19 protein-coding genes are annotated in these 17,964 nt (G+C 29.8%); 15 read left to right on the plus strand and 4 right to left on the minus strand.

Annotated elements, in window-relative coordinates:
- Positions 1–14: 14 nt before the first annotated feature.
- Positions 15–1,712 (plus strand): protein adenylyltransferase SelO, encoded by a 1,698-nt coding sequence (locus ACMCMH_RS09980; protein WP_412725132.1) that lies wholly within the window; start codon positions 15–17, stop codon positions 1,710–1,712.
- Here ACMCMH_RS09980 and ACMCMH_RS09985 read toward each other — a convergent pair.
- Positions 1,691–2,611 (minus strand): hypothetical protein, encoded by a 921-nt coding sequence (locus ACMCMH_RS09985; protein WP_412725134.1) that lies wholly within the window; start codon positions 2,609–2,611, stop codon positions 1,691–1,693. The two genes, ACMCMH_RS09980 and ACMCMH_RS09985, sit on opposite strands and share 22 nt — an antisense overlap.
- Positions 2,612–2,773: 162 nt before the next feature.
- Between ACMCMH_RS09985 and ACMCMH_RS09990 the strand changes: the two genes are divergently transcribed.
- The 14 genes from ACMCMH_RS09990 (at position 2,774) to ACMCMH_RS10055 (ending at position 15,911) form a co-directional block, all read left to right on the plus strand.
- Positions 2,774–3,574: a transporter substrate-binding domain-containing protein gene (locus tag ACMCMH_RS09990; RefSeq protein ID WP_412725136.1), complete on the plus strand. Its 801-nt coding sequence runs from the start codon at positions 2,774–2,776 to the stop codon at positions 3,572–3,574.
- Positions 3,575–3,706: 132 nt separating this feature from the next.
- The gene (locus ACMCMH_RS09995; RefSeq protein ID WP_412725138.1) at positions 3,707–4,384 is read left to right on the plus strand and encodes an amino acid ABC transporter permease; all 678 of its coding nucleotides are present in this window, start codon (positions 3,707–3,709) and stop codon (positions 4,382–4,384) included.
- Positions 4,385–4,425: 41 nt separating this feature from the next.
- Positions 4,426–5,208, plus strand: coding sequence for an MYG1 family protein (locus ACMCMH_RS10000; protein WP_412725140.1), 783 nt, complete (start codon positions 4,426–4,428; stop codon positions 5,206–5,208).
- 26 nt (positions 5,209–5,234) lie between these two features.
- Positions 5,235–7,727: a diguanylate cyclase gene (locus tag ACMCMH_RS10005; RefSeq protein WP_412725142.1), complete on the plus strand. Its 2,493-nt coding sequence runs from the start codon at positions 5,235–5,237 to the stop codon at positions 7,725–7,727.
- 1 nt (position 7,728) lies between these two features.
- Complete coding sequence (locus tag ACMCMH_RS10010) at positions 7,729–8,079, plus strand: gamma-glutamylcyclotransferase (protein ID WP_412725144.1); 351 nt, start codon at positions 7,729–7,731, stop codon at positions 8,077–8,079.
- A gap of 116 nt (positions 8,080–8,195) precedes the next feature.
- Entirely contained in the window at positions 8,196–8,978 is a 783-nt protein-coding gene (locus ACMCMH_RS10015) for a TOBE domain-containing protein (protein WP_412725146.1), read from the plus strand.
- 11 nt (positions 8,979–8,989) lie between these two features.
- On the plus strand, positions 8,990–9,739 hold the full coding sequence (gene modA, locus ACMCMH_RS10020; protein ID WP_412725148.1) for a molybdate ABC transporter substrate-binding protein: 750 nt from the start codon (positions 8,990–8,992) through the stop codon (positions 9,737–9,739).
- Positions 9,736–10,134 carry a TOBE domain-containing protein gene (locus ACMCMH_RS10025; RefSeq protein WP_412725150.1) on the plus strand — a complete coding sequence of 133 codons (399 nt, stop codon included), beginning with the start codon at positions 9,736–9,738 and terminating at the stop codon, positions 10,132–10,134. Before modA ends, ACMCMH_RS10025 begins: the two co-directional genes overlap by 4 nt.
- Positions 10,131–10,820: a molybdate ABC transporter permease subunit gene (gene modB / locus ACMCMH_RS10030; protein ID WP_412725152.1), complete on the plus strand. Its 690-nt coding sequence runs from the start codon at positions 10,131–10,133 to the stop codon at positions 10,818–10,820. The genes ACMCMH_RS10025 and modB overlap by 4 nt, the downstream gene beginning before the upstream one ends.
- A gap of 109 nt (positions 10,821–10,929) precedes the next feature.
- Positions 10,930–12,351: an AAA family ATPase gene (locus ACMCMH_RS10035; RefSeq protein ID WP_412725154.1), complete on the plus strand. Its 1,422-nt coding sequence runs from the start codon at positions 10,930–10,932 to the stop codon at positions 12,349–12,351.
- On the plus strand, positions 12,338–13,216 hold the full coding sequence (locus ACMCMH_RS10040; RefSeq protein WP_412725156.1) for a hypothetical protein: 879 nt from the start codon (positions 12,338–12,340) through the stop codon (positions 13,214–13,216). The genes ACMCMH_RS10035 and ACMCMH_RS10040 overlap by 14 nt, the downstream gene beginning before the upstream one ends.
- Before the next feature lie 8 nt (positions 13,217–13,224).
- The gene (locus ACMCMH_RS10045; RefSeq protein ID WP_412725158.1) at positions 13,225–13,572 is read left to right on the plus strand and encodes a DsrE family protein; all 348 of its coding nucleotides are present in this window, start codon (positions 13,225–13,227) and stop codon (positions 13,570–13,572) included.
- Positions 13,573–13,626: 54 nt separating this feature from the next.
- Positions 13,627–15,057, plus strand: coding sequence for an SDR family oxidoreductase (locus ACMCMH_RS10050; RefSeq protein ID WP_412725160.1), 1,431 nt, complete (start codon positions 13,627–13,629; stop codon positions 15,055–15,057).
- The gene (locus ACMCMH_RS10055) at positions 15,054–15,911 is read left to right on the plus strand and encodes an ABC transporter ATP-binding protein (RefSeq protein ID WP_412725162.1); all 858 of its coding nucleotides are present in this window, start codon (positions 15,054–15,056) and stop codon (positions 15,909–15,911) included. The genes ACMCMH_RS10050 and ACMCMH_RS10055 overlap by 4 nt, the downstream gene beginning before the upstream one ends.
- An 18-nt stretch (positions 15,912–15,929) precedes the next feature.
- Here the strand turns inward: ACMCMH_RS10055 and ACMCMH_RS10060 are convergent, their stop codons facing one another.
- Genes ACMCMH_RS10060 through ACMCMH_RS10070 form a run of 3 tightly spaced genes read right to left on the minus strand, consistent with a single transcriptional unit; the run spans position 15,930 to position 17,854 of the window.
- Complete coding sequence (locus tag ACMCMH_RS10060) at positions 15,930–16,862, minus strand: diguanylate cyclase (RefSeq protein ID WP_412725164.1); 933 nt, start codon at positions 16,860–16,862, stop codon at positions 15,930–15,932.
- Positions 16,863–16,873: 11 nt separating this feature from the next.
- Positions 16,874–17,491: a chemotaxis protein CheC gene (locus tag ACMCMH_RS10065; protein WP_412725166.1), complete on the minus strand. Its 618-nt coding sequence runs from the start codon at positions 17,489–17,491 to the stop codon at positions 16,874–16,876.
- Positions 17,492–17,854 (minus strand): response regulator, encoded by a 363-nt coding sequence (locus ACMCMH_RS10070; RefSeq protein WP_412725168.1) that lies wholly within the window; start codon positions 17,852–17,854, stop codon positions 17,492–17,494.
- Positions 17,855–17,964 lie beyond the last annotated feature (110 nt).

Genomic DNA, 17,964 nt, shown 5'->3' on the forward strand with positions numbered 1-17,964 from the left:
CATTAGGAAAATATATGAACAATACAAAACAAAACACACCAACTATAAAAACACTCAACGACCTAGCACCATTTGCAAACTACTCACTTATGGATACTTTAACTTCTGATCCAAACGCTACACAAGATGGTATAGATCATAACCCTCGGCAGGTTTTTTCAGGGCATTTTGTCCCTGTGAACCCAACGCCTATAGATGAACCAGTTTATATCACACATAGTAAAAATTTATTTCAAGAATTAGGTTTTGATGATAGTTTAGCTCATTCGCCTGATTTTATGGCAATGTTTTCAGGTGATACTTCAAATCTACCAGAGCCTATGAGCAAAGTAGGGTGGGCAACTGGATATGCACTTTCTATTTATGGGACAGAATATTACGCCCAGTGTCCTTTCCAAACAGGAAATGGCTATGGAGATGGGCGTGCTGTTTCTGTGTTTGAAGGTGTTCTAAATGATAAACGATGGGAGATGCAACTCAAAGGTGGAGGTCGTACTCCATATTGTAGAGGGGCAGATGGTCGAGCTGTTTTACGCTCAAGCGTAAGAGAGTTTTTGGCTCAAGAACATATGTATGCTTTAGGTATTTCTACTTCACGCTCATTGAGTTTGTACACTTCAAAAACTGAGTTTGTAAAACGACCTTGGTATTCACACAACTCACATTCGTTTGATCCTGATATGATGGTAAATGAGTCGGTTGCTATCTCTACAAGAGTTGCACCATCATTTTTAAGAGTAGGACAAATAGAACTTTTCGCACGCCGAGCTCGTAAAAATGAACACCCAAAAGCGATGAGTGAACTAAAACAGATAGTATCACACTTGATAGAGCGTGAATATAGTGAAGAAATCGATACAAATTTACCATTTGCTGATCAAGTGATACTCTTAGCAAAAGAGTTTCGAAGTAGGCTTACAAAACTTGTAGCAAATTGGATTCGTGTTGGTTTTTGTCAAGGAAATTTCAATAGTGACAACTGTGCAGCTGGAGGGTATACGCTTGATTTTGGTCCTTTTGGTTTTATGGATTTGTTTGACCCTTACTATCAGTCGTGGACAGGTGGTGGAAATCATTTTGCTTTTTTTAATCAGCCAAATGCAGCAGAAAAAAACTTTCAACAGTTTTATTCTGCTTTACAAAATCTGTTGAGTTCTAGTCAAACACACCTGCAAGAGTTACACAAAATAAGAGCTGATTTCTCTTTAGTTATGGAAGATGAGATGAAAAAAATGTGGGCAAGTAAACTAGGGCTTGAAAGTTTTGATGAAGAGTTGTATGATGAACTAGAGATACTGATGGTACAAACAGGGGTTGACTATACTGTGTTTTTTCGAGAACTTTCAAATATACCTGAAAATATCACATCTTTTGAAAAAAGTTTCTATAATCTTAACTACGAAGAGAGCATAAAAAAGAGATGGCAAGAGTGGCTTACGAAGTGGAGATCTCTTCTAAATAGTTCTAATATAAGCCAAATAAGTACCCAGATGAAACTAACAAATCCAAAATATACTTTAAGAGAGTGGTTTTTGGTGCCTGCTTATGAAGCTGCAAAAAAAGGTGACTATAGTTTAGTAAAAGAGCTTCAAGAGATTATGAATGATCCATACTCTGAACAAAGTCAAGAGGTTGAAGATAAATATTATAGACTAAAACCAAAAGAGTTTTTTGAAGTGGGTGGGATTTCTCATGTGAGTTGTTCATCGTGATTTGATAAGCTTTTTGAAACAATTGGTTTGGGTCTGAATTTTAGTAAATCATCTAAATAGTTATCATAGTTATATTTGTATGTAGTGAGTTTTAGTTTGATGATTACATCTTCTTTGATATCAAATTCAACATCAATTGTATAAAAAGGTTTTAAAAATGGAGTGGTGTTATACTTAGATTTCAATGACAATATTGTTTCTCTGAGGGTTTTAAAATCCACATCTACTGCATTTACATAGCTATTTAATATAGTTTTTGTTTCTTCAATATACTCTTCTAAAGGATAATCACTTTTTACAGTATATTTGAACTCGACATAGTCTAAATCTTTTACAACTTTATGAATCAAGTGCATTTCATTGAGTACTTTATTTTCAAGTGAAAATAACTGACCTGTCATCTCATTTTTGTATATGGTTTTAAATAAATTTACTTTTGTTATTTTGCATACTTCATTTGGTTTGTCTTTAAAATAAAACTCCATACCTTCGTAGATTGTTGTTAAGACTGAAGATTTATAGGCTAAACCTAAAAATATATTGTTAAGTTGCTCCTTCATTGAGAAAAGTGATATTAGTATCAGTGCTGATAATACTGGGATAATAACAGTTAAATTATTATTCGAAATAATAAATGAAGATATAAATAAAAATAATATAAAATAAATTTTTAATAAATTTTGTCTTTTATTATTTAGTATTGCTTCTAAGTTTATTTTTTTCAATTCTATTTTAGTATCATTTATTTTTACTTTGTGGTATCTGTTCAAAATAATAATATGTATAATATAGAATATTAAGAGTGTTATTGCTAATAATATCAGTTTACTATAATCGAATGTATTCAATAAGTTCAATAAGTTTTCTAAATCAGTAAATAAGTTTTTAAATATATTCATCTTTTGTTTTCTTTTCTTAAAGGGGTAGTTTTGCAAATGATAGTTTATCATATAAATCTAGAATATTAAGCATCTTCATTTAAACTCAGGTTTCCTTAAAAACTCCCTTAACTTACTATATATACAAAATATGTGATAATACAAAAAATTTAAAGGTATAATATGAAAAAAATATTTCTTCTAATGTTTACATCACTGCTTGCTTTAGTGATATCTGGATGTAACGATAATAAACAAGAACAAAATAAAAAAGTTTTAAAAGTTGGGATGGAGTTGGCTTATCCTCCATTTGAAATGAGCCAGAAAGATGGAACACCATCTGGGATTTCTGTCGATTTTGCAAAAGCATTAGGTGCTTCACTTGGTAAAGAAGTGGTAATAGAAAATATTGCATGGGATGGACTGATCCCTTCACTAAAAACTGGAAAAATCGATCTGATTATCTCTTCAATGACTATAACAGATGAAAGAAAAAAAACAATTGATTTTTCAGTACCTTATGCACAATCATCTTTGGCAATTTTAGCAAATAAAAACTCTGGTATCAAATCTATAAAAGACTTAAATGTTGCGGGGAAAACTGTTGCTGTTAAAAAAGGTTCGACTGGACATATTTATGCAAAAGATTATTTGAAAAATGCAACTGTTTTAGTTTTTGATAAAGAAGCTGCTTGTGTTATAGAAGTGGTTCAGGGTAAGGCAGATGGATTTATTTATGATCAGTTAACTATTTATAAAAACTATGCAAAAAATATGGATACAACTGTACCATTGTTAGCATCTTTTCAAGACTCTCCTGAGTACTGGGGAGTTGCAATCAAGAAAGACAACCCTTTAAAAAAAGAAGTAGATGCGTTTATTGCAAAAGCAAAAGAAGATGGTACATTTGAAACTTTTGCAAATAAATATCTAAGTGATGCCAAAAAGACTTTTGATAAACTTGGTATTCCATTCTTTTTTTAGGAACTACAAATCAATTTAAAAAAACTATTCATTCACGAACTAGGATTTAAAAAAGAGAAACCTCTTTCAAGAGGGGTGTATCTTTTTAACTTAGTGCTTCTTTTAACTTTAGTATTCGTTTTATTTTATTTTATGTTTAAAAATCTCTCGTATGATTTTCACTGGGAAAGTGTTTATGAATATAAGCAAAAGTTTATAGACGGTTTTATGATGACGATTATCATCTCTTTTTTTGCACTTATTTTAAGCTTTATCATTGGACTATTTTTTGCGTATGCTCAAAACTCTAAGCTGTTGGTTCTACGATTTTTTGCAAGATTTTATATAGAAATTATAAGAGGAACGCCTCTTTTGGTTCAGATTCTTATTTTTTTCTATGTCTTTGCAAATAACTTAGGCTTTGAAAATAGATATGTCGTAGGTACATTTATATTGGCACTTTTTGCAGGAGCTTATGTAAGTGAAATCATACGAGGAGCAATAGAATCAATAGATAAAGAACAATATGAAGCAAGCCTAAGCTTAGGCTTGACAAACTTTCAAATGTACTTATATGTGATTTTTCCACAAGCTTTTTCACGAATGTTACCAGCACTTACAGGGCAACTAGCAAGTATCATAAAAGATTCATCACTTTTATCTATTATTTCCATAAGTGAATTTACAATGAATGCACAAGAGGTAAATGCCTATACTTACTCTACACTTGAGAGTTATATTCCACTTGCTTTAGGGTATCTTATGCTCACTTATCCTATCTCTTTTTACACAAATAGACTAGAATCAAAAATACAAAGACAACGAAGATAATAACTTGTATAATAAATTAGATAAAAGAAAGGAAACCAACCATGACTCTAAACATAGCAACGCACAACAAAATATTTCATGCAGATGAAGTAACAGCTGTAGCACTTCTTAGACTTTTTACAGAAGATGAAATCATAGTTCATCGTATAGACCATGACACTGAGGATTTTTCACCTTATGATATGGTGATAGATATAAGCAAAAAGTTTGATGGAGATAAGTATTTTGATCATCATCAAAACAAAGGTGGTAAAAGTAGTGCAGGGCTTATTTGGGAGTATTTGGGTTTTGAAGAGGATTATCCTAAGATATCAAAACTCATACGACTTGTAGATGACAACGATGTAGGGATACAAAGAGCCAAACCATTTGAATACTCAAATTTAATCAAATGTTTTAATTGCTCAAAAATCAATAGCCCTGAACAAGATATACAGTTTGAAAAAGCGGTTGATTTTGCTATGACAGTTTTGAACTCTATGGCTGAGTTTGCTGAAAGTTTACATGCTGCAAAAGATATAATCAGAGATTCTTTTATGTTTGATGACAATCCTCGTATTTTGGAACTCTCAGAGTTTACTCCTCATTGGGCTACTTATGTAAATGCAAAACTTACACCAAACATCAAAGCTGTGGTATGGGAAGATAAAGAGGACAACAACTGGAAAGTAAGAATCCCAGCAGTAAGATCAGGTTCGTTTGAGCTTCACGGAAAAGCTCTTCTTGCTGATGATACTATGAAGTTCGTGCATAGTTCTGGACATTTTGCAATAGCAAATGATGAGAAAAGTATGATAGAATACTTAATAAAACAAAAGATATAAGTGAAGTATATGGAAAGGAATTTATTGTGCTAAAAAAAATATTTATACTACTAATCATTTTCAATATTTTTTTACAAGCTGTTGATGTAGAGAAAACAAACACCTTAGTTACTTTAACAGAAGAAGAGCAAGAGTATTTGGACAATAAACCATACTTGAGTGTTATGAATCTAACAGATTTTCAACCATTTAATTATAGAGAAGATAATCATCCTATTGGATATACTATAGATGTTGTTAATTTAATGGGAAAATACCTTAATAAAGAGATACGATATATCGATAAAACTTGGGCAGAACAGCTCAATATGTTACACGATGGAACTCTTGATATTATTCCTCATCTTGCAATAAATGAGAGAAGAAAAGAGTTTGTTGATTATACAAGTTTTAGTCATATTACATTTTTAATAGGGTTTGGTACGAATAAAGAAAACAAACTAAACTCCATAAAAGACTTATTTGGAAAAAAACTTGCTGTTGTAAAGATGTCTTACCTTGAAGACCATATAAAAAAGAATTTTCCAGAAATAGAACTCTATAGTGTAAAAACACGACAAGAAGCAGTTCAAGCAGTCGCTACAAATAAAGCTTTTGCTGTTGTAGACAATATCCCTACACTCAATTATTTTATACAAGAGAAGTGGTTAACAAATTTCAAAATAGTTACAGTTAATAATTTAGGTCTTCCACTAGAAACAAAAATGCCTATGGGAGTAAAAAAAGGGGAACGGTTATTGAAATCTATTTTAGAAAAAACAGATCATGCTATTCCTCTAGCAGAAATTAATAAGTTGTATACAAAATGGGTCAATATAGAATCAAAAAAAACTTTTAATAATAGTCTGACAAAAGAAGAAAAAGAGTATTTACAAAAGAAGAAAAAGATTTTGATGTGTGTATTACCTGATTGGTTGCCTTTTGAACAGATAGATCAAAATGGCAAACATAAAGGGATAGGTGCAGATTTTATGAAAATCATATCTAAAGATATCGATACTCCAATTGAACTGCTCCCTACAAAAGAATGGTCTGAATCACTTAATAATATTCGACAACGAAAATGTGATATTTTGCCTGTATCTATGGAGATACCAAGCAGAAAAGAGAGTATGAATTTTACAAAACCGTATGTAACTGAACCTTTTGTTATTGCTACAAAATCTGATAAATTTTTTATTAAAAATGAAAAAGAACTTTCAAATAAAAAAATAGGAATAGTGAAAAACTATGCTTTTATAGATGTGCTTAAAAGTAGAAATCCTCTTATACAAATTATCAATGTTGAAAATACAAAAGATGGGTTAGAAAAAGTAAGAAGTGGTGAGTTGTTTGGGTATATTGATGCTATGCCTACTATTGGGTATGCAATACAACAATATTCTATGTTAGATTTGAAAGTAGCAGGAAAACTAGATTTTGATATTACCATTAGTATTGCGTCGAGAAATGATGAACCACTTTTAAATAGTATTATGCAAAAGGCTTTGGATGATATTGATGAAGATCAAAGAAGAACTTTGGTAGGACACTGGATATCTATCAAAGTAGCACAAGAGTTTGATTATACGATGCTTTGGAAAATAAGTGGTGTGTTTTTAGTGGTACTTTTTGGAATACTGTACAAAAATAGAGCAGTTAACTTACTCAATAAAAAAATTGTATTGGCAAATAAAGCTATCAAAGAACAGCAAGAGATGGTTGATAAATATGTATTAATTCTTTCAACGGATTTAGATGGTATAATTACTCATGTAAACAAAGCATATCTCAATGAGATAGGCTTTAGTGCTTCTGAACTTGTAGGTCAAACTCACTCTTTGATGAGACATCCTGATATGACAAAAGCTTTTTTTGATAACCTATGGGAACGATTAGAAGCTGATAATTTTTGGAGTGGTGAAGTAAAAAATCTCACAAAAGATAGAGAAGAGATTTGGTTCTCGATGAATATAGAGCCTATTTTTGCCAATAATAAAAAAATAGGATATCGATCAATTAGTCAAAATATTACCGACAAAAAAACTCTAGAAAGATTTTCTATTACTGATCAATTGACGAAGTTGTATAATAGACATTATTTAGAAAAAGCATTTCTTATTGAGATAGAACGCAGTAAGAGATATAAAACACATTTATCTTTGCTTTTAATTGATATAGATTATTTTAAAAGTGTAAATGATACTTATGGTCATGATGTAGGTGATGAAACATTAAAAATAGTAGCTCAAATCTTGCAAAAAAGTGTTCGTAAAACAGATGTAGTTGGAAGATGGGGAGGTGAAGAGTTTATAATCATCACACCAAATACTACAATATCTCAAGCACAAATACTTGCAGAAAAAATACGGCTGGCAGTAGAGTCATATGAGTTTAAAACTATAAAACATACCACTATTAGTTTAGGGGTGTCTGAATATATGATAGATGATACAAAAGAAAGATTTGTACAAAAAGCAGATATTGTTCTTTATCAAGCTAAAAAAAATGGACGAAATAAAGTGGAGATATTTAAGTAATATGAAAGAAACATTGTTTGTATATGGTACATTGATGCCAAATTGTCCAAATGGACATGTACTGGAAAAAGTTGTTGGAAAGTTTACTCCTGCTGTGGTAAGAGGGCATCTTAAAGATGCTGGGTGGAGTGCTAGTATGGGATACCCTGGAATACATTTAGATGAAAATGGAGATACTATACATGGATTTTTATTTACCTCTGCAAATCTTATCAATCATTGGGATTATTTAGATGAGTTTGAGGGGGAAGAGTTTCAAAGAGAGCCTGTGACGGTTGAAACTTATGATGAGTTTGAAGTAGATACTTTTATATATGTACTTAAAGCTACTGACGATATGATTGATGAGTAGATAAAAATTATTTAAAGATATCATTATATATTAAGTTATATAACGGTATTATTTTTAAATGTGTATGCGATTTTTTGATGATATTCGTTATATACTTAATTATATAAGGACTTAGTGTGGAATTTTCTTCATCTTTAACAATATTCAATAGTGATACACCTCTTTTACTTGAAAAAAGGATACAGCTGATCAATTATATTGAAGAAGCTGGTTCGATTAGTAAAGCTGCTAAAAAAGTTCCTATGAGTTATAAAACTGCATGGGATGCAATCACAGCTATGAATAACTTATGTCCAACAATAGTTGTTGAAAAAGTTACAGGTGGAGTTGGTGGTGGTGGTGCTAAAGTTACCCCTTATGGCAAAAATTTGGTACAAACATATTTTCGCCTTCAACAAGAACATAAAAAGTTTTTATCACAACTAACACAAATGACAGATTTCAATACAGGTGTTTTGAAATCTTTAGAAAGGTTTTCTATGCAAATTAGTGCACGAAATAAGATTCAAGGAGTTGTTGAATCAATCGAAAAAGACACGGTAAACTCTTCTGTTTATATCAAGCTAAAAAGTGGACTTACTCTTGTGAGTGTTATTACAAATGGTGCTATTGATAACTTAGAGTTAGATATAGGTGATGATGTTGTGGCTATTATAAAATCTAGCTCTGTACTTGTGAGTACTGATATAAATCTTTCTATAAGTGCTAGAAATAAATTTCAAGGAGTTATTACTGATATTATTCTAGGTGATATTAACTCAGAAATTTTAATAGATATAGGAAATGGTGATAAAATAGCTACAGTTATTACTAAAAGTTCAACTGAAAATCTTGATTTAAAAGTGGGCGATAGTGTACTGGCTATTATAAAATCATCTGATGTGATGATAGGAAAATAAAGGAGATAGAGATGTTAAAAAAAATAATTCTAGGAAGTTTATTGAGTTCGAGCGTTTTATTTGCTGGAACTATAAATATTGCAGTTGCTGCAAATGTAAGTTATGCTATAAACGAGTTAGTGGCTGAGTTTAATCAAATCCATCCTGATACAAAAGTAAATGTTACTTTGGGAAGTAGTGGAAAACTTACAGCTCAAATAAGAAATGGAGCACCATATCAGCTTTTTATGTCTGCAAATATGAAGTATCCTCAAAGTTTGTATGATGATAATATTGCAGTTACACGACCTCTTGTATATGCACAAGGAAGTTTGGCATACTTTAGTAGCAAAAAATATGATTTTTCAAAAGGGATCAATCTCTTAGAAAATTCAAAGATATCGAAAATAGCAATAGCAAATCCAAAAACAGCACCATACGGAAAAGCAGCGGTTGAAGCTGTCAAAAATGCACAAATATATAATAGTGTTTTAGGAAAATTTGTATATGCTGAGTCTATTTCACAAACAGTATCGTATGCTCTTACAGCAGCAGATATAGGTTTTATAGCAAAGTCATCACTTTTTAGTCCAACAATGTCTCAGTACAACAAAAATGAAAACTGGGCAGATGTCGATCCAAAACTATACACTCCTATAAATCAAGGGATAGTTGTAGTGAAAAATGGTGAAAAAAATAATGAAGTAGCTTCTTTTTATACTTTTATGTTAGGTAAAAAAGCAAAACAAATAATGAATGATTTTGGATATTTAGTTCCATGAATAAACTCATAGCAACAGTTGCAAATATACAAAAATGTGATAGTTTGCATATAGTAAAGTTTGATTTTTGTGGTCAAACTTTTGCTATGATGAGTTTAGAACTCAATGAAACTATACAAATAGGAACAAAAGTATCTTTAGTTGTAAAACCTACACATATTGCATTGGGTAAAAATGTTGATGGGGAATTAAGCTATTCAAATCAACTTAAATGTGTTATTACAAGCATAGAAAATGGACAACTTTTAAGTAGTGTGAAATTGGCATTTTTTGATACTACTTTGGAGTCAATCATAACAGTAAATTCATCTAAAAAAATGAACTTACAAGTTGGAGATACTGTTACAGCTTTTATAAAAGCTAGCGATTTATCTATAGGAAAAGTTGTCTTATGATTGAGATACTGCAAACTATTGAGTTTGAACCTTTTTGGATATCTTTTAAGCTAGCAACGATTACTACCGTGATACTTTTTATTTTGTGTGTACCATTTGCTTGGTATCTTTCTCAAACAAAATCAAAAGCAAAACCTATTTTAGAAGCTATCACCGCTTTGCCACTTGTACTACCACCTTCTGTCTTGGGCTTTTATATCCTTGTGATACTTTCACACAATTCTCCTATTGGGGCATTTTTTGAAGATACTTTTGGGATAAAATTAGTGTTTAATTTTACTGGTCTTATCATCGCTAGTTGTTTTTACTCACTCCCTTTTATGGTTCAGCCTATTCAAGGTGGCTTTGAGTCGATCAATAAAAATATGTTAGAAGCTAGTTATATAAGCGGAAAAAGTAAATTTGAAACTATCATCAAAGTCGCTTTACCAAATATGAAACCATCTTTGATGACAGCTATTATCATCACATTTGCACATACCGTTGGTGAGTTTGGAATAGTGTTGATGCTAGGAGGAAGTATCCCTGGAGAAACAAAAGTAGCTTCTGTTGCTATTTACGAGTTTGTAGAGATTATGGACTATAACTCTGCCCATATTTATAGTGCTATAATGGTTCTTATCAGTTTTTTAGTACTTTTAAGTGTGTATATATTTAATGGCAAAATAAAAAAAGTTGGGTTTTAAAACTAAATAGAGGTGTTAATATAGAATAGTTTAGTAAAGTAGCTAAACTTTTTGTTTAGTTGGATAACTGTTTAGTCACTTAACTAAACAATTTAAAAAAAGGATAAAGATGGAACTAGTTTATTTATGGGTAGAAAAGTATAAAAATATAAAGAAACAAGGATTTAATTTTTCTCCTAGGTTTAAGTGTGAATATGATGAAGATACAAAAGAATTAACTATTGATGATAAAAGAAAAGATTATGTGAGTATCTTTCCTGATAATATAAATATTACTGCTATCGTTGGTGAGAATGGGAGTGGGAAGAGTAGTATTGTTGAACAAATATTAAATAAAATAGAGTTAAGTATTTTATTATACGAAAAAGATGGTATTTATTATATTTCAACAAACTTAAAAGATATCAATTGCAATAAAGACTATCAAAAAATAGAAAATAATTTTGAATATTTTTCTTATCTAAATTCTGATATTTTAAAAACAGCAAATATAAGAAACTTTTCTGATTTCTTTAATTCTGCAACGCATATTTCAAATATTTATATAAAAAAATTTGCTGAAGGTTCAAATTCTGAAATTTTAAAACTAGAAAAACTTAAACAAGAAGTATATAAATCTATTTTTAAAACATTTACAGAAAAAATTGAGCTAAAGTTTAAATTCATTCCAATAAAGATAACAATATTTAAGAATAAAAAAAATATAGATAATTTAACTAAAGTAGAAATTGAATATCTAAATAGGTTAGAAAATAATCAAACACTTACTATTAAAGAATTTATGGTAAATTATTTTGAAAATGTTGAAGATTTATTTTTTAATTTATTAAAGAATGAATGTATAAATATAGATTTACAAGATGAGGAAGAAAGAAATTTATTTGATTTAAGTCATGGTGAAAGAAGACAGTTTACAGATACAGTTTTTGTCTATGAAGAATTAATGAAAAAAAATGATGATTGTATTATTTTATTAGATGAACCTGATTTAGGGATTCATTCTAAGTGGCAAAAACAGTATATCAATGAATTAATAAATATATTTTCAACTTTAAATAAAAAGTTACATTTTATTATTACTTCTCATTCCCCATTTATTCTTTCTGATTTACCAGCAAAAAATGTAATATTTTTAAAAGATGGAAAACAAGAATATCCATTTAAAGAGAAACAAACTTTCGGTGCAAATATACACACACTTTTATCTGATGGGTTTTTTATGAGTGATGGACTTATGGGTGAGTTTGCAAAGGGGAAGATAGAAGAGATTAAAAAATTCTATGATGAAAATAAAGATTTAAAAAAAGAAGATGTAAATTTTAATACTCAGAAAATTGATTATGAATCAAAAAAAGAAAGATTTAATCATATTCAATCAATAATAGGTGAGCCATTTTTAAAAACAGTTATAAAAAATTATTTAGATGAATTGGAACTTATATTTTTAGATAAAGATACTATTGATTTAGAGTTATCAAAAATAGAAGAGCGTAAATCGTATCTTGAGAAATTAAAAAATGCTAAAAATTAATTATACTAATAATTTTGATAGAAATAAATATTGTGAAAAACTAGAAAAAAGTGAAACATTATTCAATCAATATAAAAATGAAAAAATAGGAAAATTTGATACTTTATTTCAAGATATTAGTTTTAAATGTATTGTAATTGGAAAGTTTAATACAATACAAAAACTAAAAGAAAAAATAGGTACTTCTGATGATATAAAAAACAATAAATATATTCTAGAAGTATTTAACTATACGAAGTATCAATCAACGACTATAAAGCCTTTTTTTGAAGATAATCTTATTGTTTCTACTTGCTATTATTGTAATATTGATTTTGTAAATTCTTATAATACAGATGTTGGAAATAAAAATAAGTTTACAATAGATCATTATTATGACAAAGCAACTTATCCATATCTTGGATTATCTTTATATAACTTTATTCCTTCTTGTTATACTTGTAATAGTAAGTTAAAAAAGAATAAAGAATTTAAAAATGTTGCTCCTAGTTCTAAATATTTTGACTTTGAACATAAAGTAAAATTCAAATTATTTCTAGATAAGGATTGTAAAAACTTACATGTGAAAGATAAAAAAGATATAGATATACCACTTAAAGAACAGTTCTCAAATGAATATGATAAATATATAGAAGTTTTTAAACTAAATGAAAGATACAAAGCTCATAAAGATATAGTATATGAGATGATAACAAAAGTAGAATTGTATCCAGAGAGTAGACTCAAAGAGTTACAATATTTAACAGGTATACCATTTCAACAAATCAAAAAAGATATTTTCAATTTAAGTGATGAAGAAGATTTATCTAAAAAACCATTTTCTAAACTTATAAAAGATATAAGTGAAGAATTAAAATTAACATAGGAACAAAAATGAAAAAAGAAAATTTATTGATAGTGATCTCAACGGATAATGTTGATAGTATATTAAAGTTTCCACTACTTTATGGTGGAGTTTCACTTCCAAGAGGGTATTGGAAACGAGTACATATAATGTTTTGGGGTGCGTCTATAAAGTCTGTCGTAAAAACAAAAAAGATACAGAAAAAAGTAAAAGAGATGATAAAAGATGGTGTAGAGTTTAGCTCTTGTATTGTGTGTGCACAAGAGTATAAAGCTGTCAAAAAATTAGAAAAAGTAGGAATAGTTTGTAATCATACAGGCAAGCTTTTAAATAAAGCATTACAAAATGATAAGAGATGGTCTACTCTTACTGTGTAAATACACTATCATTTTACAATAAAATAAGATAACATATAAATAAAAGGATAAAAAATGAAAGTTCTTTTAACAGGCTCTACTGGATATATAGGTAGACGACTAAAACATAAATTACTAAAAGATAAAAGTGTCGAACTTAAACTTTTTGTTAGAAATAAAAATAGTCTTTCAAAAGAGGTCTTAAAAGATTTAGAAGTTATAGAGGGAGATACATTTGATAAAGATAAACTACGACTAGCTTTAAAAGATGTCGATACAGCTTACTACATGGTTCACTCTTTAAATAAAGAAAACTATAAAGACCTAGACAAAATATCAGCACAAAACTTTATAGATGTGGCAGAAGAGTGTGGTGTAAAAAGGGTGATATATCTAGGTGGTTTAGGAGTGAAAAATGACCTTACAAGTGAACATCTTCTAAGTCGAATAGAAACAGGAGAAGTACTTAGCTCATCTTCTACAGTTCAAACTATATGGATAAGAGCAGGGGTGATTATAGGGTCTGGTAGTACGAGTTTTGAAATCATTAGAAATCTTACTGAAAAACTTCCTATCATGACAACACCAAAATGGGTGTATACAAAAGCTCAACCAATTGCTGTGCAAAATGTACTTGACTATTTATATGATTCTATTCGTTTAGAAACCAAAGAAAAACTCATCGTAGATATCGGAAGTGAAGAGCTCAGTTATAGAGATATGATGCAACAAACTGGAAAGGTACTGGGTCTTAAGAGGATTTTGATACCTGTACCTTTTTTGACTATAAGTTTATCTTCTTATTGGTTGAACTTATTTACACCTGTTCCTTTTATCGTAGCAAAAGCACTTATTGAGGGTTTGAAGTCTGAGGTAACGATTCAAAATGATAATGCTAAAAAATATTTTCCACATATAAAACCTATCTCATTTAAAGATAGTGTACATAAGGCTATTGAAGAGATTAAAAACAACCAAGTTGTAAGTAGATGGAGTGATAATTGGGGTGTAAATTGGGACAAAGATCACGATAGAGAGATATCTGATGCTATTTTTGTGGATCAAAAAATACTGAGTATAGAGGGTTTACAGAAGCAAGATGTCTATAAAACATTTACAAGTATTGGTGGAAAAAATGGCTGGTTTGCTTTTGATCTTTTATGGGAGATAAGAGGACTTATCGATAAAATAATCGGTGGTGTTGGATTAAAAAGAGGACGCCGAGTACAAAATGAGTTACGAATAGGGGATAGTTTAGATTTTTGGAAAGTTGCAGATATCAAAGAAAATGAAAGAATGCTACTATTAGCTCAGATGAAAGTACCTGGAACTGCTTGGTTAGAGTTCAAAATAGAAAATGACACGCTCATCCAATCTGCATACTTTTATCCAAAAGGGGTATGGGGTAGATTGTATTGGTATAGTATGATTCCATTGCATTATTTTGTTTTTAATAATATGATAAAAAATATAGTAAAAAAAGCTCAAAGAAAGAATATGAAATGATAAAAATAGATATAAATAAAAAACTTCATGGTGCAAGTGGAGAGATGAATTTAGATATTGATTTAAAAATACAAGAGGGTGATTTTGTGGCACTTGCTGGGCAAAGTGGAAGTGGGAAAACGACACTTTTGAGAATATTAGCAGGACTAGAAGAAGCTCAAGGAACTATAAAAGTTGGAGATGAAATTTGGCTTGACGATACAAAGTCTTTACCTGTCCAAAAAAGAAAAATAGGTTTTGTGTTCCAAGACTATGCCCTTTTCCCAAATATGAGTGTGGAAGAAAATCTTTTATATGTCACAAAAGATACACTTCTAGCAGATAAACTTTTAGCTATCACTGAGTTAAGTGAGTTAAAAAATAGATTGCCAAATACTTTAAGTGGTGGACAAAAACAGCGTGTGAGTTTGTGTCGTGCTATGATGAATAAACCAAAACTACTTTTGATGGATGAGCCTTTATCTGCACTTGATCCAAATATGAGAACAAAGCTACAGCAAGAGATACTTACTTTGCACAAAGAGTTTGGAACGACTACAATTATGGTGAGTCATGATCCTAGTGAGATATATCGTTTATCTTCAAGAGTTGTTATCTTGGATAATGGAAAGATTTTAAATGATGATACGCCAAAAGATATTTTGCTCAAAACAAGTGGTAGTGCAAAGTTTTCTTTTGAGGGTGAAATCCTTGATATTATAAAAGTTGATGTTATAAATATCGCTATAGTTTCAATTGGTCAGCAACTCGTTGAAGTAGTAGTAAGTGAAGATGAAGTGGAAAATCTAACAATAGGGGAAATTGTTACTATCAAAACCAAAGCATTTACCCCAATTATAGAAAAAATCTTATAGTTTTACTCTATAGAACTATTATTTTGATATAACAGTTCTATTTCTTCCCTTATTTTTTGCTTCATATAAAGCGGTGTCTGATCTTGCTAGGGTATTTTCAATATTGTCGTCATCTAAAGTCTGATCAAATTGTGCTACACCTATGCTTACTGTAAACTTGATAATTGCGTTGGAGTTTATTGTAAGTGATACTTTTTCTATACTTTGTCTTACTTTTTCTGCCACTGTTACTGCATCTTGTATTGGGCAGTCTTGAAGTAACATAACAAATTCTTCTCCACCAAATCTAGCTGCTATATCACTTTCTCTTATCTCTTGATTGATAAGATTTGCTGTAGTTATGATAACTTCATCTCCTACAAGATGCCCATAAGTATCATTTATTTTTTTAAAATTATCTATGTCTAGTGTGAGTAAACTAAAGGGTAAATTGTTGTTTCTTTGTGAATATGCTTTTATTTTTTTTGATTGTTCTGCAAAGTATCTTCTGTTGAAAATATGTGTTAAGGGATCTCTATGTGACATCTCAATGAGTTCTTGATTTGCCTCTTCTAGTTTATGGTTTATTTCACACATAAGAGTATTGTCATAAATATAAATACAAATATGCTTTTTTTCTATATCGTAGGGTAAAATTGTTATATCTTGTTGCATTGATTTAAAAGTTGTATTAGTAATATTACTTACAGGGATATCAATCAAGAATCTATTTGTATTGAGGCTTAAAAATGAGGGTGCATTTGTGACTAAAACAGTTTTTGCTTTTCGTTTGAGTTTTTTCTCATTTATGTATGGGAAATAGTCACAAATATTTTTATTTATGATATCTTTTTCTTTTATTTTTGTAAATATCTCAAGCCAGTTATTCCATGCTAAGATATTTAAATTTTCATCAAGTATTATGATTCCATTGTTGACAGTATTGAAAATAGTTTTGTTATCTATATTCATATTTTGCCCTTTTATAAATTGTCTAAAGCATTGTTAAGTGCTTTTTTAAGGAAAATAGATGATTCGTTTTTTGAGAGTATCATAAGTTCACCCTTGATATTTTGCTCTTTAAAGTGAAGTTCAGTTGCTATAATAATAACTTGATTATATTCCCCCTCAAACCTTTTATCAAACTCATCTAGTGAGTGTATTTTTGTTATATGTGGAGCATTGAAAGAGATACTTGTATCTATAAGAGATGCTAGTTTTCCTGAGGTAGCAGAAGAGAGGATATTTGTTATTTCTAATATGATATCTTGTATCTCATTATCATTTATCTCATCCTCTTCTAGGTCAAATTCATGTGCTAAATTTATGCTTGAGATTTCATCAATTATAAAAATATTTTCTCCTGATAAGTATCCATTTACTAACTGATTTGCTACATAATAAGTATGTTCTGTTGGGAGTTTTTGATCTAGGTATGCTCTTAGTTGATTTGATGATATAGTGCTAATACAAGGGATAGATAATGTTGCAAATTTACCTATGATTTCAGAAATAGCAGCTGTTGCTGCTCCATAAGAGATGTTCATAAGTTCTTGTAAACAGTCTTTTTCATCTTCATTTAGTTCAATGATATTTTTCATTTATATTAATCCTAATTTTGTTAACATATTTTTTAAATTTTGATTGCCCACTGGTTTTTTTATAAAACCTATTGCTCCATTTTCTTTTGCTTTTTGCATAGATATCTCTTGTATATCTGCACTTACTACTATGATTTTTGCATCTTTGTCAAATGCACGAATCTCTTTTATCGCTTCAAATCCATCCATGATAGGCATGGTTAAATCCATCAAACAAAGTGTAGGTTTTTTTTCTTTATAGAGTGTCACAGCTTCTAAGCCATTTGTTGCTTCTCTTATGTTTTTATCTTCGCCTACTAAAAGTGAAAGATTTTTGACAGCCATTTTTCTTGCCATGCGTGAATCATCTACGACTAAATACATTTTGGACACCTCATTTTATTTCTTTTACAATAACATAAAAATACATATAAAAAAGTTAAATGTATCTTTTTGATACTCTTTTCATTTATACAGAATATCATCTTGATATA

Source organism: Arcobacter sp. 15-2, from assembly GCF_047159865.1.
Lineage (GTDB): Bacteria > Campylobacterota > Campylobacteria > Campylobacterales > Arcobacteraceae > JAIOSF01.